Consider the following 20,293-nt stretch of genomic DNA (forward strand, 5'->3'; position numbering starts at 1 on the left):
CACCCCATGTACCGGAACGTCGATGGTAGGCCGGCCAGCCCGTCACGGACAGTGAAACAGTCCTCACTTCAAACCTCATGACCGGCGGCCCGGCAAGACAGATATCGTAAGCCGTGCAAGGCCCACGAGGCGAGGGGAAGCGGCTGTCCGTTTCCCGCCAGTGGCATGATGTTCATCACAGTTTGGTATTCAAGGGCCGGACGCGACACAAACGGCGTCATTGACCACCCCGACTATAATCAAACGCCCGTGATGACCGGTTCAGACTCCATGCCCGATCCTGCTGCCCTGCTCGCCCTGGATGCCCGCCGCTCGGTGCCCTCGCGGCAACTGGGCGAGCCCGGGCCGGACCCGGCCACCCTGCAGCGGATGCTGGCCTCGGCGGTGCGCGTGCCCGACCACGGCAAGCGCGTGCCGTTCCGCTTCCTGAAAATCGCAGGCGATGCACGTCACACTCTGGGCGAGTTCCTGGCTGAACGCAGCCGCCAGCGCGACCCACATGCGGGCGAGGCCGTGTTCGAGAAGGACCGCCAGCGTTTCAGCCACGCACCGCTGGTGATCGTGGTGGTGGCCAGCCCGCGGCCGGACCCGAAGGTGCCCGAACAGGAACAGCTGATGACCGCCGGCTGCGTCTGTTTCGCCCTGCTGCAGGCCGCGCAGGCGCTGGGTTTCGGCGCACAGTGGCTGACCGCCTGGATGGCCTTCGATCCAGCCGTGCAGGCCCACCTGGGCCTGGTCGACGGCGAACGCATCGCCGGCTTCATCCACATCGGTACGCCCAAGGCCGACGTACCCGAGCGCGAGCGCCCCGACCCGGCGGCCCTGCTGCGCGACTGGACGCCCCCGGCATGACCCTGCCGGCCGCCCCGCCGTCGCTGTACCTGGTTGATGCCAGCATCTACGTGTTCCGTGCCTGGCATTCACTGCCAGACCAGTTCCAGGACGCACAGGGCTGGCCCACCAATGCGGTGCACGGCTTCGCCCGCTTCCTGCTGGACCTGCTCGAGCGCGAGCGCCCGCGGCACATCGCCATCGCCTTCGACGAAGCGCTCGACAGCGGTTTCCGCCACCGGCTGTATCCGGCCTACAAGGCCAACCGCGAGCCGGCACCGGAGGCGCTCAAGCGCCAGTTCGTGCACTGCAAGGCGCTGTGCGCGGCGCTGGGCCTTGCGGTCCTGGCCCACCACGACTACGAGGCCGACGACCTGATCGGCAGCGCCCTGCACGTACACCGGGGCAGCCATCGCGGGGTGATCATCTCCGCCGACAAGGACCTGTCGCAGCTGCTGGTCGACCATGACGAGCAGTGGGACTACGCCCGCAACCAGCGCTGGAACGTGGCCGGGGTGAAGGCGCGGCACGGCGTGCACGCGCACCAGATCGCCGACTACCTGGCGCTGTGTGGCGATGCGGTGGACAACATTCCCGGTGTCAGTGGCCTCGGCAGCAAATCGGCCGCCGTGCTGCTGGCCCATTTCGGCAGCATGGATGCGCTGTTCGAACGACTGGACGAAGTGCCGTTCCTGCGCCTGCGTGGCGCTGCACAGATGGCAGTGCGGCTGCGCGAGCAGCGCGAGCACGCCCAGCTCTGGCGCCAGCTGACCACAATCGCGCTGGACGCGCCGTTGGAGGGCAGCCAGCCCGGACTGCTGCGCCAATCGGCCGATCCAGAGCTGCTCGGTGGCCTGTGCCAGACCCTGCGCTTCGGCCCGATGACCCGCCGCCGGCTGTTCGACGCCGCCGGCGTGGCCGATCCTCTTCCCTCCCACAGCGAGCCCGCATGAGCCAGCGCAATACCGAAGCCCCGCGCGTCGTCTACGAAGGCAAGTACCAGCGCATGCTGGTGCGCGGTACCTGGGAATACAGCGAACGCACCCATGCCGGTGGCCTGGCCGCGATCATCATCGCCGTCACCCCGGAGGACAAGGTGCTGTTCGTCGAACAGTTCCGTGTACCGCTGCAGGCGCCCACCATCGAAATGCCGGCCGGCCTGGTCGGCGACATCCACGCCGGCGAATCGATCGAAGTCTCGGCGGTGCGTGAACTGGAAGAAGAAACAGGTTGGACCGCCGATCACGCCGAAGTGCTGATGATCGGCCCGACGTCTTCCGGCGCCAGCAGCGAGAAGATCGCCTTCGTGCGCGCCACCGGCCTGCGCCGCATCGGCGAAGGGGGCGGTGATGACAGCGAGGACATCACCGTGCACGAGATTCCACGCAATGAGGCTGCAGCGTGGCTGGTGCAGAAGATGGGCGAAGGCTACGAGCTGGACGCCAAGCTCTGGGCCGGGCTGTGGATGATCGAGCACCACCTGGACGGGCGCCCGCGTGGCTGACGCTGACCTGCACAGGCTGCCTGCGTTGCTCGGCGCCGACGACCCGGCGATCTACACGATCCACCGGGCGCAGGGCGTCTCGCCCTACCTCCTGCTTGCCGACCACGCCGGCCAGCAGGTGCCGCGTGCGCTGACCGGGCTCGGCCTGCCCCAGGCCGAGCTGGACCGCCATATCGGCTGGGACATCGGCATCGCCGGCACCACCCGTGCACTGGCCGAACGGCTCGATGCCTGGGCGATCGAACAGACGTACTCGCGGCTGCTGATCGACTGCAACCGCCCACTGGCCTCACCGACGCTGATTCCGGAGGTGAGCGACCACACCGTGGTGCCGGGCAATGCCGGGCTGTCGGCGGCGCAGCGCCAGCAGCGCATCGATGCGATCCACGCGCCGTACCATGCACGCATCGAGACCGAGCTTGATGCGCGCCGTGATGCCGGCCAGCCCACCCTGCTGGTGATGATGCACAGCTTCACCCCCGTGATGAACGGCACGCAGCGGCCCTGGCACGCCGGCGTGCTGTACCACCAGGACATGCGTTTTGCCCATGCCCTGCTGCAGGCATTGCGCGAAGAAGGCGACCTGGTGGTGGGGGACAACGAACCGTATTCGGTCAGCAGTACCAGCGACTACGCGGTGCCGGTGCATGGCGAAGGCCGCGGGCTGGTGCACGTGGAACTGGAGATCCGCCAGGACCTCATTGCCGATATGACAGGGCAGCAGGCGTGGGCCGAGCGGTTGGCACGGATCTTCGGCGCGCTGCAACCGGAGTTGCTGGCGCTGGGTTGAACGCGCGTGGTTCCATCCCGTATCGGTAGTGCCGGGCGCTGGCCGGCAACCTCAGTGATCCAACCACCCCGAGATTGCCGGCCAGCGGCCGGCACTACCACAGGCGCGGCACATCCCCCCACGGCAACCCCTTCAATCATGCCTCGTTGGCCGGGCAGACGGTGGCGGCCGATTCGGCCGGTGCCGGGCGCAGGCCCAGCGCGATCACCACGCCGAACAGTGAAAACAAGGCGGCACCGTATTCGGCGCGCACCAGCCCGGCCAGTGCACTCGGCGAACCGGCTGTACCGGCATCGGCATTGGCCACCATCACCAGCACGGCTAGGCCCAGCGCACCACCGATCTGCTGCGCGGTCGCCGCCATGCCAGATGCAACACCCTGCTGTGCGGACGGCACGCCCTGCCCGGCCACGATCCACATCGAGGTCCAGGTCATGCCCTGGCCGATGCTCAGCACTACCACGCCCGGCAGCAGCGGCCAGAAGTTCGCGCCGTGCGGCAGCGTCGCGGCCACCCAGGCGATACCGATGGCGCCGGCCAGCTGCCCGATCACCAGCACCTTGCGCGCGCTCCAGCGCTGCAGCGTCCACTCGGCCAGCTGGATGCCGACCGTGCACACCGCAGTGGCGGGCAGGAACGCCAGGCCGGCCTGCAGCGGGCTCCAGCCGTAGCCGTCCTGGAAGTAAAGCGCCATGAAGTAGTACTGCACCCCATAGCTGCTCATGAAGGCGAAGGTCAGGCCCAGTGCCGCGCGCAGTCCGGGCAGCCGCAGCAACGCGAACTGCATCAGCGGATCGCGGCTGCGCTGTTCGATCTGCACGAACGCCACCAGCAGCAGCACCGACAGCAGCAGGCAGCCCAGCGTGGCCGGCGCAGTCCAGCCCCACTCCGGCCCTTGCACGAGGGTAGTGACCAGCAGGCTGCCGCCGGCAGTGACGGTGATGCAGCCGGCCAGATCGAACGAGCGGCCCTGCGCACGCGGGCCATCGGCCGGCAACCACGCACCCGCAGCCACCGCGCAGGTGGTGGCCAGCGGCACGATCACCGCCAGCACCGCCGGCCAGCCGAACGCCTGGGTCAGCACGCCACCGAGCAGCGTGCCCAGCGCCAGGCCCACCGCGCTGGCCATGCTCCAGATCGCAAGTGCACGGTTGCGCACCGGACCTTCCGCATACAACGTGTTGATCAGCGCCAGCGTGGCCGGGAACAGCAATGCCGCGCCGATGCCCTGCGCCGCACGCGCGATGATCAGCAGGGTGGCGTTCGGCGCCAGCGCGCCGAGCAGCGACGCCAGTGCGAACAGCAGCATGCCCAGCCGGTAGAAGCGGCGACGGCCGATCAGGTCGGCGGCACGGCCCCCCAGCAGCAGGCTGCCGCCAAAGGCCACGGTGTAGGCACTGACCACCCATTGCAGCTGCTGTGCGTTGATCTCCAGCGCGCGCCCCATGTCATGCAGGGCGACGAAGATGATGGTGGCGTCCAGGGCGATGATCAGCTGGGCGGTGGCCAGCAGGGCCAGCGCCCAGCGCGGGTACTTGAGGGGAGGCATCGACGGTCCGGTGCTGTGGGGGAGCGCAGTCTCATTGATGCAGAGCTATCAATAAACCCCTTTCCGGCCATATCTGTCATGATTTTCAGCATGAATGGAACCTCGATGGACCTCAATGCCGTGCGCATGCTGGTGCAGGTGGCCGAAGCACGCAGTTTCACCGTCGCCGCCGGGCAGCTGGGCCTGAGCCAGTCAGGCCTGTCGCGCGCGATCAGTCGGCTGGAGGCCACGCTGGGGGTGAAGCTGCTGCAGCGAAACACCCGCAACGTGGCACTGACCCCGGATGGTCGCCAGTTCGTCGATCAGGTCGCGCCCCTGCTGTGCGGTCTCGAAGACGCCGAACGCCAGTTGGCCGACCGTCCGTGCACGCCCTCGGGCACCCTGAAGATCAGTGCGCCCTCGATGTTCGGGCGCAAGGTGCTGGTACCGCTGCTGGGGCCGATGCTGCAGCAGCACCCACAACTGCAGGTGGAAGCCGTGCTCAACGACCGCCTGGTCGATCTGGTCGAGGAAGGCTTCGATGCCGCGCTGCGCACCGGCGTCATCGCCGACCAGCGCATCGTCGCGCGGCCACTGCGGCCGCTGCGCTGGGTGACGGTGGCCAGCCCGGACTACCTCGACCGCTGTGGCGCGCCCGACGATGTGGCCGCCTTGCGGGATCATGCCTGCCTGGCGGTGCGCAACCTGCGCAGTGGCCGGCTAGTGGACTGGCAGTTCCTGCAGGACGGCCAGCTTCACGACTTCACGCCACCGGCGCGGATGGTGTTCGACAGCGGCGATCCGCTGGTGGAAGCGGCGATCGCCGGCATCGGCATCGTGCAGGTGATGGATTTCGCGGTGGCCGACGCCTTGGCCGACGGCCGCCTGCTGCGCGTGCTGCAGCCGTTTGAAGGCCGCAGCCGCGCGCTGTCACTGATCTACCCACCGTCGCGCCAGCATTCGCCGAAGCTGCAGGTACTGGCCGACGCGTTGCTGGCTGGGGACTGGTAGCGCCGACCGCTGGCCGGCGCCTGCAAATCCAGACGTTTCACGTGTGGACTGCGGTAGATCCACGCCATGCGTGGATGGGGTTGGCAGCGTCGGGCCATGCCCGGCGCTACCGGTGCGGCGTTGCCGGCCAGCGGCCGGCACTACCGGTCAGGCGAAGCTATCGGTGGCGCGCACCAGCGCGTCCACGTTCTCGGCCTCGAACGCCGAATGGCCCGAAGCTGGGGTGATTTCCAGCTTCGCCTTCGGCCACACCTTGGTCAGGTCCCAGGCATTGGCCAGCGGGCAGACCACGTCGTAGCGGCCGTGCACGATCACGCCCGGGATGTCGGCGATGCGGTGCGCGTCGCGCAGCAGCTGGTCTTCCACTTCGAAGAAACCGCCGTTGACGAAGTAGTGGTTCTCGATGCGGGCAAACGCCAGCGCGAAATGCGGGTCTTCGTGGCTGTTGATGAAGTCATCGTCCACGTGCAGGAAGCTGGTCGCGCCTTCCCACACCGCCCACGCCTTGGCCGCTTCAAGGCGGGTGGTTTCGTCGTCGCTGGTCAGGCGGCGGTGGAAGGCCGAGATCAGGTCATGACGCTCCACCGACGGGATCGGCTTGAGGTAGTGCTCCCACGCATCCGGGAACAGGCGGTTGGCGCCTTCCTGGTAGAACCATTCCAGCTCCCAGCGACGCAGCATGAAGATGCCGCGCAGGACCAGTTCGGTCACGCGCTGCGGGTGGGTTTCGGCATAGGCCAGGGCCAGGGTCGAGCCCCAGCTGCCACCGAACACCTGCCAGCGATCAACCTTCAGGTGCTCGCGCAGCTTCTCGATATCGGCGACGAGGTCCCAGGTGGTGTTGTCCACCAGATCCGCGTGCGGGGTGGAACGGCCAGCACCGCGCTGGTCGAACAGGATGATGCGGTACTTGGATGGGTCGTGGAACTGGCGCATCTTGTCGCTGCAGCCGCCACCCGGGCCACCATGCAGCATCACCACCGGCTTGCCTTCCGGGTTGCCGCACTGTTCGAAGTACAGCGTGTGGCGGTCGTCGACCTTCAGGGTGCCGACGTCGTAGGGGGTGATGGCGGGGTACAGCGTACGCATGCTTGCAGCTCCAGGGTGATGCCCTGCCGGGGCAGGAGAACCTCCATTCTAGGCCGGACGCCGGCCCAGGGTGATGCGGTCGCGCTGCTCCAGGTCCTGCACGGTCTGCACCTCGGCAAATCCCGTCGCCTCGAACAGTGCCCGGATCGCGGCGCCCTGGTCCCAACCGTGCTCGATCAGCAACCAACCGCCGGGCCGCAGGTGGGCCTGGCCACCCTCGACGATGCGGCGGATGTCATCCAGGCCGTCCATGCCCGAGGCCAGCGCGGTAGACGGTTCGAAGCGCAGGTCGCCCTGTTCCAGGTGCGGGTCGTTGCTGGCGATGTACGGCGGATTGCTGGCGATCAGGTCGAAGCGCACGCCCTGCAGCGGCGCATACCAGTCGTGCCCGCCCTCGGCGAAACGGACGTTGTCCAGTTCATGGCGGGCGGCATTGCGCGCGGCCACGGCCAGCGCGCCCGGGCTGGCATCGGTGGCCAGCACCTGTGCCCGGGGCCGTTCGCTGGCCAGTGCCAGTGCGATCGCACCGCTGCCGGTACCGAGGTCGGCCAGCTGCAACGCCTGGTCCGGCGGCAGTCGCTCCAGCGCCAACTCGACCAGCAGCTCGGTTTCCGGGCGCGGGATCAGCGTGGCCGGGTCGACCTCCAGGTCCAGCGTCCAGAAACCGCGGCGCCCGGTCAGGTAGGCAACCGGCTCACCGGCCACACGGCGAGCCAGCAAGGCTTCGAAGGCGGCCTGGTCATTGGCGGCCAGCGGATCGGTGGCATGGGCGAACAGCCAGCTGCGCGGGCGGTCCAGTACATGCAGCAGCAGAAGTTCGGCTTCGTGGCGGGCGTCGACACCGCCCAAGCGGGCACTGGCGTCGGCTACGACCTGACGCAGAGTGGGTTCGGGTTGGAAAGACATGTCTCAATTGTAGAGCCGAGCCGATGCTCGGCTGCTGCTGGAACAGCCGAGCATCGGCTCGGCTCTACAGATCCACCGTCGAGCATGGCTCGACGCTACAAAAAAGCTGGAATCCGTTCAGGTTTCGCCAGAGGGTATAAGGAGGGGCTATCAGCCCTCTTCACACATCCCGGGCAATTTTCCTTGCCACACAAGCAGTTGCAGGATGGGAGCGGCATGGTTCAGTGCTGGCTCACGGCCTTTTGATAGACTACATCTATCAAATAGATGCAATCAATGGATTGTTCTTATCGCGAGCGAATGGGTAACCTAGCTCCTGTCGATTCACCCACTCCCCTTCACCAGAGGAAAAATGATGTCCCTCATCAATACCCAGATCCAGCCGTTCGAAGCCAACGCCTACCACAACGGCGAGTTCATCAAGGTTTCCGACGCCAGCCTGAAGGGCCAGTGGTCCGTCCTGATCTTCATGCCGGCCGCCTTCACCTTCAACTGCCCGACCGAGATCGAAGACGCCGCTGACCACTACGCCGAGTTCAAGAAGGCCGGCGCCGAGGTCTACATCGTCACCACCGACACCCACTTCTCGCACAAGGTGTGGCACGAAACCTCGCCGGCCGTCGGCAAGGCCCAGTTCCCGCTGGTCGGCGACCCGACCCACCAGCTGACCAACGCCTTCGGCGTGCACATTCCGGAAGAAGGCCTGGCCCTGCGCGGCACCTTCATCATCAACCCGGAAGGCGTGATCAAGACCCTGGAGATCCACTCCAACGAGATCGCCCGTGACGTGTCCGAGACCCTGCGCAAGCTGAAGGCTGCCCAGTTCACCGCCGCCAACCCGAACCAGGTCTGCCCGGCCAAGTGGAAGGAAGGCGAGAAGACCCTGACCCCGTCGCTGGACCTGGTCGGCAAGATCTAAGGCAGTACCGGCCTGCCGTGGCCCCACGCCACGGCGCGCCCTTCATCCCCGTGCCGGTCCCCCCGCCGGCGTGGGGGTGAACCCAAGACAGCCAACGCGCGCCAGCTTTGGCCAGCCAGCCCCTTCCACGGTCGCTGTCTTGGGTTCACCCCTACCCCCTGCTGGTCCGCTACCTTCTACAGCGGTGCCACGCCCCCTGTTTGCCTGAAGCCAGGAGATGACCCGATGTTGGACGCCAACCTGCAGTCGCAGCTGAAGACCTATCTGGAGCGCGTGACCCGCCCGATCCAGATCACCGCGCACGCCGACGACGGCGCCAAGTCGCAGGAAATGCTGGAACTGCTGCAGACCCTGGAAAGCCTGTCGGACAAGATCACGCTGCAGGTCCTGCGCGATGGCCAGGGCCGCGTGCCGTCCTTCGACCTGGGCACGCCGGGCCAGGACATCCACCTGACCTTCGCCGGCCTGCCGATGGGCCACGAGTTCACCTCGCTGGTGCTCGCCCTGCTGCAGGTCGGCGGCCACCCCTCCAAGGCCACCGCCGAGCTGATCGAGCAGGTGCAGAACCTGGAAGGCGAGTACAGGTTCGAAACCTACTTCTCGCTGTCCTGCCAGAACTGCCCGGACGTGGTGCAGGCGCTGAACCTGGCCGCGGTGCTCAACCCGCGCATCCAGCACGTGGCCATCGATGGCGCCCTGTTCCAGGACGAAGTCGAGAAGCGCGAGATCATGTCGGTGCCGACCGTGTACCTCAACGGTGAAGTGTTCGACCAGGGCCGCATGACCCTGGAGCAGATCGTGGCCAAGCTGGACACCAATGCCAGCAAGCGCGATGCCGAGAAGATCGCCGCCAAGGACGCCTTCGACGTGCTGGTGGTGGGCGGTGGCCCGGCCGGTGCTGCAGCGGCGATCTACGCCGCGCGCAAGGGCATCCGTACCGGCATCGCCGCCGAGCGTTTCGGTGGCCAGGTGCTGGACACGATGGCCATCGAGAACTTCATCTCGGTGAAGGAGACCGAAGGCCCGAAGCTGGCCACGGCGCTGGAGCAGCACGTGCGCGAGTACGAGGTGGACATCATGAACCTGCAGCGCGCCAGTGCGCTGGTGCCGGCCGGCGAAGACGGCCTGGTGCAGGTGCAGCTGGAGAACGGCGCGGTGCTGAAGTCGCGTTCGGTGATCCTGTCCACCGGCGCGCGCTGGCGGCAGATGAACGTGCCGGGCGAGGACCAGTACCGCAACAAGGGCGTGGCCTACTGCCCGCACTGCGATGGTCCACTGTTCAAGGGCAAGCGCGTGGCGGTGATCGGCGGCGGCAACTCCGGTGTGGAAGCGGCCATCGACCTGGCCGGCATCGTGTCGCATGTAACCCTGCTGGAGTTCGATTCCAGCCTGCGTGCCGACGAAGTGCTGCAGAAGAAGCTGCGCAGCCTGGGCAACGTCACCGTGCTGACCAGCGCACAGACCACCGAAGTGCTCGGCGACGGCAGCAAGGTCACCGGCCTGGTCTACAAGGACCGCATCGGCGGCGATGCCCACCGCGTCGAGCTGGAAGGCATCTTCGTGCAGATCGGCCTGCTGCCCAACACCGAGTGGCTGAAGGATGTGGTGGCGCTGTCGCCGCGCGGCGAGATCGTCATCGACGACCGCGGCCAGACCAACCTGCCGGGTGTGTTTGCTGCTGGCGATTGCACGACGGTGCCCTACAAGCAGATCATCATCGCCATGGGCGCCGGCTCGACCGCCGCACTGAGTGCGTTCGACCACCTGATCCGCTCGTCGGTGAGCAACAGCAGCGGTGCCGTTGCTGAAGCGGCCTGATCCACCGTTCCCAGATCACCGGGAACATTGTCTGCCTGTCGGGTAACCACGCCGTCAGCCGGTCCGTTACCCCTGGGGTGTAAGGATGAACCTACGTGATCTGAAGTACCTGGTAGCCCTGGCCGACCACAAGCATTTCGGCCGGGCTGCCGCGTCCTGCTTTGTCAGCCAGCCGACGTTGTCCACGCAGATCCGCAAGCTGGAGGAAGAGCTCGGCCTGCCGCTGGTGGAACGCGCACCGCGCAAGGTGATGCTGACCCCGGCCGGCCAGGAAGCAGCCGCACGGGCGCGGGTGATCGTGTCCGAAGTGGAACAGCTGAAGGAAGCGGCGCGACGCAGCCGCGATCCGGAAGCCGGTACGGTGCGCCTGGGGATCTTCCCGACCCTCGGCCCGTACCTGCTGCCGCATGTGATCCCGCGCATCCGCGAGCGCTTCCCGGAGCTGGAACTGCTGCTGGTCGAGGAAAAGAGCGATGTGCTGCTGGACCGCCTGCGCGAAGGCAAGCTCGACGCTGCATTGCTGGCGCTGCCGGTGATCGACGAACAGCTGCATGCCGAGTTCCTGTTCGAGGAACCGTTCCTGCTGGCCGTCTCCGGTCGCCACCCGCTGGCACGTCGCGAGCACCTGGACGTGCAGGAACTGGCCACGCAGAAGCTGCTGCTGCTGGAGGACGGCCATTGCCTGCGCGACCAGGCGCTGGAAGTCTGCCGCCTGTTCGGCGCCAACGAGAAGTCCGAGTTCCGCGCCACCAGCCTGGAAACGCTGCGGCAGATGGTCGCCGCCGACGTCGGCATCACCCTGCTGCCGAGTCTGTCGGTGCAGCCGCCAGTGCCGCGCTCGAACAACATCCGCCTGCTCGACTTCACCGGCGAAGGCCGTCCCAGCCGCCGCATCGCCATGATCTGGCGCCGCAGCTCGGCCATGAACGACTTCCTGATGGACCTGGCCGACCAGTTCAAGCGCCTGCCGCAGGCGCTGTTCACGCTGGAGGCGCTCGATGCCGGCAGCGATGCACCGGCCCTGCCCGGCCCGGCGCTGAACGGCTGAACCCCTGCAGCACCGGCCCGGAATCGGCAGGAGTCGATTCCGGCCGCATTTGTCCCCACAATACAGACAGGCGGCGCCAGCAGGTGCCGCCTTTTGCATGGCTTTCAACCAAGGAGCGTCACCATGAACACCGCCAGCGGCCTGCCGCCGTCGATCACCGTTTCTACCTTCGACATGGACCGCCTGGACGCCATGCTCGAATCTCCCGCGCTGAGCCAGACGCCTGCCGCGCTCGCGCTTGCTGAAGAACTCAACCGGGCCACCGTGCTGGCACCGGACCAGATTCCCGAAGGCATCGTCATGATGCATTCGCGCGTGGAGTGCGAAGATGAAGTGTCGGGCGAAAAGCACGTCCTGACCCTGGTCTTCCCCCGCGAAGCCAACGTCGATGAAGGCAAGGTTTCCGTGCTGGCCCCGGTCGGCAGTGCCCTGCTCGGCCTTTCGATCGGCCAGAGCATCGACTGGACCGCGCCCGGCGGCCGCAAGCTGCGCCTGCGCGTGACCGCGGTCCACAACGACCGCCCCTGATTACCGCTGCGCACCGCGCGCGATTCGATCCCCCTGTCCCAGGAGCCGTAATGAGTACCCCGTCCAAACTGTCCCAGCTGCGCGAACTGTCCGTGGTTGTTGCCGATACCGGTGACTACGAGGCGATCAAGCGCCTGCAGCCGGTGGACTGCACCACCAACCCGACCCTGGTGAAGAAGGCGCTGGACCTGCCGGTCTACGCCGAGCTGATCGAACGCGAACTGGCCTGGGGCCGCCAGCAGACGGGCGACCGCGAAGCCGTGGTGCACGCCGTGGCCGACCGCCTGACCATCGGCGTCGGCGCGCTGCTGAGCACGCTGGTGCCGGGCCGGGTGTCCACCGAGGTGGATGCCGACCTGGCTCACGACACCGCTGCCACCGTGGCCAAGGCCCGCCAGTTCATCCAGATGTACGCCGACGCCGGCGTGCCGCGCGAGAAGATCCTGATCAAGATCGCCGCGACCTGGGAAGGCGTGGAAGCCGCGCGCATCCTGCAGGCCGAGGGCATCGACTGCAACCTGACGCTGATCTTCAACCCGACCCAGGCGCTGGCCTGCAGCGAAGCCGGGGCGTTCCTGATCTCGCCGTTCGTCGGCCGCATCCTGGACTGGTACGTGGCCAACGGCCAGGCCCCGGCCACCATCGATGAAGACCCGGGCGTGAAGTTCGTGCGCGGCGTGTATGCCGAATTCAAGCGTCGCGGTTCGCCGACAGTGGTGATGGGCGCCTCGTTCCGTTCGACCGCGCAGATCGAAGCACTGGCCGGCTGCGACCGCCTGACGATTTCGCCGGACCTGCTGGAAAAGCTGGACGCCGACCACGGCGAGCTGCCGCGCAAGCTGGTGGCCGGCGCCGCCGTTGGCACGGCGGTGACACCGATCGATGCGGCGAAGTTCGCGGCGGATCTGGCGGCCGATCCGATGGCGACCGAGAAGCTGGCGACCGGCATCGATGCGTTTGCCAAGGATCTGGAAGCGCTGCGCGAGCGGATCCGCGCGGCACTGTGAGGATTCCGGCCAACGGCTGAGCCCCTCGTGGCGGGGGGCTCAGAGCAAAAGCCGTGCTGGGTCGGGCGGGTTGGGTTCGCGGGAGACGCCGTGAATCCATCCCTGGAGGCTTGGCCGCCGCTTGCTCGTGTGCGCTGTCCTGCGCACACGGCAAGACCGGGGTTGGGCGTCCTGCCCAACCCGCCCGAGGCATGCCTCGGGCCCATGCGGCTCACGCCCCTGCACGGCCTACCCACCCCGCCTTCGACAGTTTCCTGCGGCCGCCCGCCACGGAAGAAGGAAAGAAGAGCAACAGCGGGTCGCGCGCTTCGCTTGCTTGGAGCGGAGCATGGCTCCGCTCTACAGAAAGCACTGCAGGATCAAACAAAAAGGACGCGGCAAACGCCGCGTCCTTTTTGTTTTTCTTCAGTTCGTCAGTAACCCATGCTCTTGCCCACCGTCACCGGGAAACTGTCGAAGGTGGGACGGGGGCGGCTGGCAGGACCGTTGGCGCCATGGATGGCGCCATCGAGCCCCCATGGACGGGTTTACGGCGTGTCCTGCCAGCCGCCCCCGTCCCGCCCAACCATCAGCAACCCAGAGCCGCTTTGGCTGTTGATGTTGATGTTGACGTTGCCCGCCGCAGGCGGACCACCGCGCGTCAGCGCGGCGCCTCCACATCCACCCCGATCGGGCAGCTCACGCCGGTGCCGCCGATGCCGCAGTAGCCGTTCGGATTCTTCGCCAGGTACTGCTGGTGGTAGTCCTCGGCGTAGTAGTACGCCGGTGCCGGGTACACGATCTCGGTGGTGATCGGGCCGTAGCCGGCCGCAGCCAGCTGCGCCTGGTAGGCCTCGCGGCTGGCCAGCGCGGCCTTGTACTGGGCCTCGTCGGTGGCATGGATCGCCGAGCGGTACTGGGTGCCGGTGTCGTTGCCCTGACGCATGCCCTGGGTTGGATCGTGGCTTTCCCAGAACAGCTGCAGCAGCCGCTCCAGGCTCACCACCGCCGGGTCGAACACCACCTGTACCACTTCGGTGTGGCCGGTCAGGCCCGAGCAGACCTCTTCATAGGTCGGGTTCGGCGTGATGCCGCCTGCATAGCCGACCGACGTGCTGTACACGCCCGGCTCGGTCCAGAACTTGCGCTCGGCGCCCCAGAAACAGCCCAGCGCAAAGCGGATCTGCTGCAGGCCGGCGAAACGGTCCTTCAGCGGATGGCTGTTCACGAAGTGCTGGTTGCTGTGCAGCGGCAGTGGTTGGTCACGCCCCGGTAGCGCCTCTTCCGGGCGCGGCAGGCGCTGCTTGAAGGCGCCGATGCCGAGGATGCCCTGGCCAATTCCCAACATGATGCGCTCCTACGCCGGAAGGCCGGCAATGTCGTCTGCATCGGAAATGGGGTCGGACGGGGCCTGGCCCAAGTCCAGCGCCGCTACGATGTCCTCGGCCTGCGGCCGCGCCGCATCGGGGATGCCGACCCGCAACACGCCAAACAGCGGCAGCTCGCCCATCCCGCCCAGCAACTGCTCTCCGAACACGAACGCGGGGATACCGGCGTCTTCCAGGGCGTGCTTGACCAGATGGGCGTCGAACAGGTTGTCGGCCTTGTACACGATGTGCATGTGGCGGCTCCTCGGGGCAAGGGTCCAGCATACGCCTGGGGGCTGAATGGTGGAGAGGGCGGGACCCGAGAGTTGCCGGCCAGCGGCCGGCACTACCGGAAGACGCCGGGTAGTGCCGGCCGCTGGCCGGCAACCCCGGCAGTTCTGCCCGGTACGCGCTAGACTGTTGGTCTTTCTGCCTTTCTTTTCGCCGACTCATGTCCGAGCACACCCCTGCCAGCCCCGAGACCCCCGCCGACAGCCACGAGAAGCGCGATTTCATCCGCCAGATCGTGCGCGAGGACCTGGCCAGCGGAAAGCACCAGGCGATCAAGACCCGCTTCCCGCCGGAGCCGAACGGCTACCTGCACATCGGTCATGCCAAGTCGATCTGCCTGAACTTCGGCATCGCCGGCGAGTTCAGCGGCGTCTGCAACCTGCGCTTCGACGACACCAACCCGGCCAAGGAAGATCCGGAATACGTGGCCGCGATCCAGGACGACGTGCGCTGGCTGGGCTTTGAGTGGAACGAACTGCGCCACGCCTCGGACTACTTCCAGGCCTACTACCTGGCCGCCGAGAAGCTGATCGAACAGGGCAAGGCCTATGTCTGCGACCTGTCGGCCGAAGAAGTGCGCGCCTACCGCGGCACCCTGACCGAGCCGGGTCGCCCGTCGCCGTGGCGCGACCGCAGCGTCGAGGAAAACCTCGACCTGTTCCGCCGCATGCGCGCCGGTGAATTCCCGGATGGCGCGCGCACCCTGCGCGCGAAGATCGACATGGCCAGCGGCAACATCAACCTGCGCGATCCTGCGCTGTACCGCATCAAGCACGTCGAGCACCAGAACACCGGCAACGCGTGGCCAATCTACCCGATGTACGACTTCGCCCATGCGCTGGGTGATTCGATCGAGGGCATCACCCACTCGCTGTGCACGCTGGAATTCGAAGACCACCGCCCGCTGTACGACTGGTGCGTGGACAACGTCGATTTCGCCCATGACGACGCGCTGACCCAGCCGCTGGTCGATGCCGGGCTGCCACGCGAAGCGGCCAAGCCGCGCCAGATCGAGTTCTCGCGCCTGAACATCAACTACACGGTGATGAGCAAGCGCAAGCTGATGGCGCTGGTCACCGAACAGCTCGTGGATGGCTGGGAAGACCCGCGCATGCCGACCCTGCAGGGCCTGCGCCGCCGTGGCTACACCCCGGCCGCGATGCGCCTGTTCGCCGAGCGCGTGGGCATCAGCAAGCAGAATTCGCTGATCGACTTCAGCGTGCTGGAAGGCGCACTGCGCGAGGACCTCGACAGCGCCGCACCACGCCGCATGGCGGTGGTCGATCCGGTCAAGCTGGTGCTGACCAACCTTCCGGAAGGCCACGAAGAACTGCTGACCTTCAGCAACCACCCGAAGGACGAGAGCTTCGGCAGCCGCGAAGTTCCGTTCGCCCGCGAAGTGTGGATCGATCGCGAGGACTTCGCCGAAGTGCCGCCGAAGGGCTGGAAGCGCCTGGTGCCGGGCGGCGAAGTGCGCCTGCGTGGCGCCGGCATCATCCGCTGCGACGAAGTGATCAAGGATGCCGACGGCACCATCATCGAACTGCGCGGCTGGCTCGATCCGGAATCGCGTCCGGGCATGGAAGGCGCCAACCGCAAGGTCAAGGGCACCATCCACTGGGTCAGCGCCGTGCACGGCGTGCCGGCCGAGATCCGCCTGTACGACCGCCTGTTCTCGGTGCCGAACCCGGATGACGAATCGGAAGGCAAGACCTACCGCGACTACCTGAACCCGGAATCGCGCCGTACCGTCACCGGCTATGTCGAGCCGGCCGCAGCCAGCGCCGCACCGGAGCAGTCGTTCCAGTTCGAGCGCACCGGCTATTTCGTCGCCGACCGCCGCGATCACACCGAAGCCAAGCCGGTGTTCAACCGCAGCGTGACCCTGCGCGACACCTGGTCGGCCTGAGGACCTGCGCGGGCGCCGGGATGGCGCCCGCACACCCCCGACGATGATCACCGCCCTGTCCGCCCTGCTCTGGTTCATCTCGCAGCATCCGCTGCTGACGTTCTTTGCAGCAATGGTGCTGGCCGGGCTGGTCTCGTGGTGGCGGCGCTCGCCGATCTACGCCATCGTGGTGTTTCCGCTGGCGATGCTCAACATCTTCCTCGGCAGCTTCCTCAACGCCACTTTCCTCAATGCGGTGGGCGAGCGCGGTGAAGCCGTGATCGTGAAGGCCGAGGAAACCAATTCCACGCTCAACGAACAGTACATCTGGCGTTACGAAGCGGTGTTGCGCACCGCCGAGGACCGCGACGTGGAGGTGGTGTTCCATACCAACACCGCCTCGCTGTGGCCGCTGGAGAACGCCATCCGTATCCCTGCGCAGGACCAGCCGTTCGTCGTGAAGTACACGCCGGGCTTCCCACGCAACTTCGTCATCCTCACCAACGAATCGCCGCACGGCATCGCGCAAGCCCGTGCCAGCGCGCGCGAGCGGGTGGAGGTGGCGGCGCGCAAGCTGCACTTCAGCCCGGGCAATGCCGGTTTCCGCGCGGACTATCGCCGCGAGCTGGAAAGCTGGCTGCGCGACCACGGCAACGACCCGCAGCAGCAGTCCGACGCGCAGCGCTATCGCGCCGAACTTGACGCGCTCGACCGCTAGCACCAGGCCCGGCCTGGATGCTCCACCCGATCCATCCACAGGCCCGACATGACCACGACGTCCACCGCCCTCCTCCCACTGCTGCAGCAGGCGCTGCAGGACGCCAGCGTCGCCAGCCGCATCGACGGCAACGCGCTGCTGCTGGACAGCGGACTGCGCCTGACCCCGCATGCGATGGCCGCATACGCGCGCGACAACGGCGGCTGGCAGACCTCCACCGTCATCGAAAGCCAGCATCCGCTGCTGTTCGCTGACGGCCTGTTCGAGTACCAGCACGCCAACGGTGCCGATGAACAGGCATCGCTGCTGGCCGGCTTCCAGGCCTGGGCACGGGTGGACCTGCTGACCCTGCAGACCGCGATCGGCGCCGAAGACGCACAGGGCCTGCCGATGATGGGCCTGACCTATCCGGCCGGCGATGACGGCCAGGAACACGAACGCACCGTGGTGCTGGGTCCGCTGGCGCATTACCGCGAGCACGAGGTGGACGCCAGCACCTGCAGCGAGGACGACCATGGGTCCTGTCCGTGCTGCCTGTTCACCAGGAGCATGGACGCCTTCGACGAACTGCTGAAAGCGCGCCCATTCCTGGCCATCCGCCTGTTCGCCTCGCGCGATGCCGATGGCCTGTGCGAGGCCGATTGCCGGGTCAATGGCCACGACTTCGCCGCTGCCCTGCCATTGCTGCGCGCGTATGCCGCCAGCTGGCCGCAGGCCGGGCTGGAGTTCCGCAAGCAGTACGTGGTGATCCGCACCGGCTCGCCCGGCTGACCCACCGCCACACCCGATACAGGCCGGTGCGGCTACACTGCGCGCCGGTTTCCCAAGCAACCGCACCTTCTTCCATTCCCTACGAGGCACCCCCGCGATGCTGTACGCGCAAGTCCACCTGACCCTTCCCGCCTGGATCCACGACCAGATCGACCTGGATCGTCGATATCCGGGCGATGAGGCCAAGGTCGCGCTGGCGATCGAGCTGTCGCGGTTGAACGTCGAGCACGCCAGTGGCGGCCCGTTCGGCGCCGTGGTGTTCGGCCCGGATGACAAGGTGATCGCCGCCGGCGTGAACCGGGTGATGCCGCACGCCACTTCGCTGGCGCATGCCGAGAACATGGCCTACATGCTGGCCCAGCAGCGCCTGCAGACCCCGCGCCTGAACGCGGTGCTGTCGCCGGTCACCCTGGCCACCAGTTCGCAGCCATGCTGCCAGTGCTACGGCGCCACCGTATGGGCGGGCATCGACCGCCTGCTGATCGGTGCCAGTGCAGCCGACGTCGAAGAACTGACCCCGTTCGACGAAGGCCCGCTGCCGGCCGACTGGGTCGGCGAGCTCAACAAGCGTGGCATCGAAGTGGTGCAGGGCCTGAACCGCGACGCCGCGCGCAGCGTGCTGCGTGCCTATGGGGAAAGCGATGGCGCCCGTTACTGAAACCGGCATCGGCCTGCTGTGCCTGTGCCGGCAGGGTTTCGAGCCCGAGCTGGCCGGCGAACTGCAGTTCCGTGCCGGCGAAGCCGGTTTCGCCGGTTATGCGCGCACCCAGCGCAATGACGGCTACGTGCTGTTCATGTGCGACGAGGCCGCGGCGCTGGCACCGCGCCTGCGCTGGCGCGAACTGATCTTCGCGCGGCAGAAGCTGGTTGTGCTCGCTGAGCTGCCACAGCTGGATCCGGCCGACCGCATCACGCCGATGCTGGAGGTGCTGGCCGATGCGCCGCGCTTCGGCGACCTGTGGGTGGAGCATCCCGATTCCGACGCTGGCAAGCCGTTGTCCGGGCTGGCGCGTGCCTTCTGCAACGCGCTGCGCCCGGCGCTGCGCAAGGCCGGCAAGCTCAGCGACAAGCCGAACACCCGCCTGCCGCGCCTGCATGTGGTGTTCGTCGATGGTACCCACGCCTTCGTCTGCGTGGCCGACCCGGCCGACAGCGCGCCGTGGGCACTGGGCATTCCGCGCCTGAAGCTGCTGCCCGAAGCGCCTTCGCGTTCGGCGCTGAAGCTGGACGAAGCGCTGCTGACCCTGCTGACGCCGGAAGAACGCGAGACGCTGGCCAAGCCCGGCATGCGCGCGGCCGACCTTGGCGCCGCCCCAGGTGGCTGGACCTGGGTGCTCACCCGGCAGCACATGCACGTGCTGAGCATCGACAATGGCCCGCTGCGCCAGCACGTGCTGGACACCGGCCTGGTCGAGCACCTGCGCGCCGATGGCTTCCACTGGCATCCGGAACAACCGTTGGACTGGATGGTCTGCGACATGGTCGAGCAGCCGCGCCGCGTCGCCGAACGCATGGCCACCTGGTTCCGCGAGGGCTGGTGCAGGCATGCGATCTTCAATCTGAAGCTGCCGATGAAGAAGCGCTGGGACGAGACCCGGCTGTGCCTGGACCTGTTCCAGGACCAGGCCGGCAAGCCGCTGGAGGTGCGCGCCAAGCAGCTCTATCACGATCGTGAAGAGATCACCGTGCTGGCCTCGCCGCTGCGCTGATCCGTCATCGGCGGCACAGGTTGCCGGGAGTACGCTCCCGGTACCCTCTGGCAAGGAGCCTGTCATGAACCTTCCCCGTTCCGCCGTGCTGGTGGCCACCCTGCTGGCTTCGGTACCGGCGATGGCCCAGCATGGTCCGTCCACCCCTGCGCAGAGCCAGCCGCTGGGCCCGACCGGCGGCGCCATCCGTCAGCAGCCCCTGGATGCCGGCCGCGTCACCGGCAGCGTCGATATTCCGCAGCCGGCCGGCGAGGCACAGGTGACCGTGCGCTCGCTGGAACCCAGCAGCGTGGTTGGCCAGTACCGCATCCGCTTCAGCGACCTTGACGTGAATGGCGACGGTTTCATCAGCCGCGAGGAAGCACAGGCCAACCCGGCGCTGGCCGATGAGTTCAATGCGTTGGACGTGAAGCGTCGCGGCAAGCTGGATCGTGCAGACCTGGCCGGTTGGCTGGTGGATTGAAAAAGGGGACGGAGGGGATTAAGTCGTATGTGCACATACGACTTAATCCCCTCCGTCCCCTTTTTTGATCACCGACGGCGCGCGCACGATCCGCTATCGGTAGGTGCCAAAGCGGCGTCCCGTGGTTG

At 67.2% G+C, this 20,293-nt stretch carries 21 protein-coding genes; 16 read left to right on the plus strand and 5 right to left on the minus strand.

From position 1 onward, the window contains the following. Nucleotides 1–270: 270 nt before the first annotated feature. Genes AC5P8U_RS18070 through AC5P8U_RS18085 form a run of 4 tightly spaced genes read left to right on the plus strand, consistent with a single transcriptional unit; the run spans nt 271 to nt 3,125 of the window. The gene (locus tag AC5P8U_RS18070) at nt 271–852 is read left to right on the plus strand and encodes a nitroreductase family protein (protein ID WP_061480136.1); all 582 of its coding nucleotides are present in this window, start codon (nt 271–273) and stop codon (nt 850–852) included. Next, nucleotides 849–1,784, plus strand: a complete 936-nt coding sequence (locus tag AC5P8U_RS18075; RefSeq protein ID WP_072167904.1) for a 5'-3' exonuclease — start codon at nt 849–851, stop codon at nt 1,782–1,784. Before AC5P8U_RS18070 ends, AC5P8U_RS18075 begins: the two co-directional genes overlap by 4 nt. Next, the gene (locus tag AC5P8U_RS18080; protein ID WP_061480126.1) at nt 1,781–2,335 is read left to right on the plus strand and encodes an NUDIX hydrolase; all 555 of its coding nucleotides are present in this window, start codon (nt 1,781–1,783) and stop codon (nt 2,333–2,335) included. Before AC5P8U_RS18075 ends, AC5P8U_RS18080 begins: the two co-directional genes overlap by 4 nt. Further along, complete coding sequence (locus AC5P8U_RS18085) at nt 2,328–3,125, plus strand: N-formylglutamate amidohydrolase (RefSeq protein WP_495214248.1); 798 nt, start codon at nt 2,328–2,330, stop codon at nt 3,123–3,125. Before AC5P8U_RS18080 ends, AC5P8U_RS18085 begins: the two co-directional genes overlap by 8 nt. 136 nt (nt 3,126–3,261) lie before the next feature. On the opposite strand, the gene AC5P8U_RS18090 is transcribed toward AC5P8U_RS18085, so the two are convergent. After that, nucleotides 3,262–4,674 (minus strand): MFS transporter, encoded by a 1,413-nt coding sequence (locus AC5P8U_RS18090; RefSeq protein ID WP_072167902.1) that lies wholly within the window; start codon nt 4,672–4,674, stop codon nt 3,262–3,264. Between the two features lie 105 nt (nt 4,675–4,779). On the opposite strand from AC5P8U_RS18090, the gene AC5P8U_RS18095 reads away from it, so the two are divergent. Then, nucleotides 4,780–5,664, plus strand: a complete 885-nt coding sequence (locus tag AC5P8U_RS18095) for a LysR family transcriptional regulator (RefSeq protein WP_111008009.1) — start codon at nt 4,780–4,782, stop codon at nt 5,662–5,664. 147 nt (nt 5,665–5,811) lie between these two features. Here AC5P8U_RS18095 and pip read toward each other — a convergent pair whose 3' ends face one another. Both pip and prmC read right to left on the minus strand, forming a co-directional pair. Continuing rightward, nucleotides 5,812–6,753 carry a prolyl aminopeptidase gene (gene pip / locus AC5P8U_RS18100; RefSeq protein ID WP_088497418.1) on the minus strand — a complete coding sequence of 314 codons (942 nt, stop codon included), beginning with the start codon at nt 6,751–6,753 and terminating at the stop codon, nt 5,812–5,814. 48 nt (nt 6,754–6,801) lie between these two features. After that, a complete protein-coding gene (gene prmC, locus AC5P8U_RS18105; protein ID WP_111008010.1) occupies nt 6,802–7,659 on the minus strand; it encodes a peptide chain release factor N(5)-glutamine methyltransferase in 858 nt (285 codons plus the stop codon). 355 nt (nt 7,660–8,014) lie between these two features. On the opposite strand from prmC, the gene ahpC reads away from it, so the two are divergent. The 5 genes from ahpC to AC5P8U_RS18130 all read left to right on the plus strand — a co-directional run bounded on the left by ahpC (nt 8,015) and on the right by AC5P8U_RS18130 (nt 12,979). Then, nucleotides 8,015–8,578, plus strand: a complete 564-nt coding sequence (gene ahpC / locus AC5P8U_RS18110; RefSeq protein ID WP_005408159.1) for an alkyl hydroperoxide reductase subunit C — start codon at nt 8,015–8,017, stop codon at nt 8,576–8,578. Between the two features lie 225 nt (nt 8,579–8,803). Next, nucleotides 8,804–10,396 (plus strand): alkyl hydroperoxide reductase subunit F, encoded by a 1,593-nt coding sequence (gene ahpF, locus AC5P8U_RS18115; RefSeq protein ID WP_088497416.1) that lies wholly within the window; start codon nt 8,804–8,806, stop codon nt 10,394–10,396. 85 nt (nt 10,397–10,481) lie between these two features. After that, nucleotides 10,482–11,444, plus strand: a complete 963-nt coding sequence (locus AC5P8U_RS18120; RefSeq protein ID WP_111008012.1) for a LysR substrate-binding domain-containing protein — start codon at nt 10,482–10,484, stop codon at nt 11,442–11,444. Between the two features lie 123 nt (nt 11,445–11,567). Continuing rightward, complete coding sequence (gene rnk, locus AC5P8U_RS18125; RefSeq protein WP_049414505.1) at nt 11,568–11,972, plus strand: nucleoside diphosphate kinase regulator; 405 nt, start codon at nt 11,568–11,570, stop codon at nt 11,970–11,972. 50 nt (nt 11,973–12,022) lie between these two features. Next, nucleotides 12,023–12,979: a transaldolase gene (locus tag AC5P8U_RS18130; RefSeq protein ID WP_447897606.1), complete on the plus strand. Its 957-nt coding sequence runs from the start codon at nt 12,023–12,025 to the stop codon at nt 12,977–12,979. A 640-nt stretch (nt 12,980–13,619) separates the two neighbouring features. Here the strand turns inward: AC5P8U_RS18130 and msrA are convergent. Then, on the minus strand, nt 13,620–14,285 hold the full coding sequence (gene msrA / locus AC5P8U_RS18135; protein WP_181503452.1) for a peptide-methionine (S)-S-oxide reductase MsrA: 666 nt from the start codon (nt 14,283–14,285) through the stop codon (nt 13,620–13,622). A gap of 30 nt (nt 14,286–14,315) precedes the next feature. Further along, nucleotides 14,316–14,579: a putative signal transducing protein gene (locus tag AC5P8U_RS18140; protein ID WP_005415362.1), complete on the minus strand. Its 264-nt coding sequence runs from the start codon at nt 14,577–14,579 to the stop codon at nt 14,316–14,318. Between the two features lie 197 nt (nt 14,580–14,776). Between AC5P8U_RS18140 and AC5P8U_RS18145 the strand changes: the two genes are divergently transcribed. The 6 genes from AC5P8U_RS18145 (at nt 14,777) to AC5P8U_RS18170 (ending at nt 20,165) form a co-directional block, all read left to right on the plus strand. Beyond that, on the plus strand, nt 14,777–16,525 hold the full coding sequence (locus AC5P8U_RS18145) for a glutamine--tRNA ligase/YqeY domain fusion protein (RefSeq protein ID WP_111008393.1): 1,749 nt from the start codon (nt 14,777–14,779) through the stop codon (nt 16,523–16,525). Nucleotides 16,526–16,568: 43 nt separating this feature from the next. Then, the gene (locus AC5P8U_RS18150; protein ID WP_188241492.1) at nt 16,569–17,222 is read left to right on the plus strand and encodes a hypothetical protein; all 654 of its coding nucleotides are present in this window, start codon (nt 16,569–16,571) and stop codon (nt 17,220–17,222) included. 48 nt (nt 17,223–17,270) lie between these two features. Continuing rightward, nucleotides 17,271–17,993, plus strand: a complete 723-nt coding sequence (locus AC5P8U_RS18155; protein ID WP_188241493.1) for a DUF6348 family protein — start codon at nt 17,271–17,273, stop codon at nt 17,991–17,993. A 97-nt stretch (nt 17,994–18,090) separates the two neighbouring features. Next, nucleotides 18,091–18,651: a nucleoside deaminase gene (locus tag AC5P8U_RS18160; RefSeq protein WP_005415358.1), complete on the plus strand. Its 561-nt coding sequence runs from the start codon at nt 18,091–18,093 to the stop codon at nt 18,649–18,651. Beyond that, entirely contained in the window at nt 18,635–19,702 is a 1,068-nt protein-coding gene (gene rlmM / locus AC5P8U_RS18165) for a 23S rRNA (cytidine(2498)-2'-O)-methyltransferase RlmM (RefSeq protein WP_188241494.1), read from the plus strand. The genes AC5P8U_RS18160 and rlmM overlap by 17 nt, the downstream gene beginning before the upstream one ends. Before the next feature lie 64 nt (nt 19,703–19,766). Then, nucleotides 19,767–20,165: an EF-hand domain-containing protein gene (locus AC5P8U_RS18170; protein WP_072167892.1), complete on the plus strand. Its 399-nt coding sequence runs from the start codon at nt 19,767–19,769 to the stop codon at nt 20,163–20,165. Nucleotides 20,166–20,293 lie beyond the last annotated feature (128 nt).

The sequence above is a fragment of the Stenotrophomonas sp. YJH_SMC_81 genome (genome assembly GCF_059370875.1).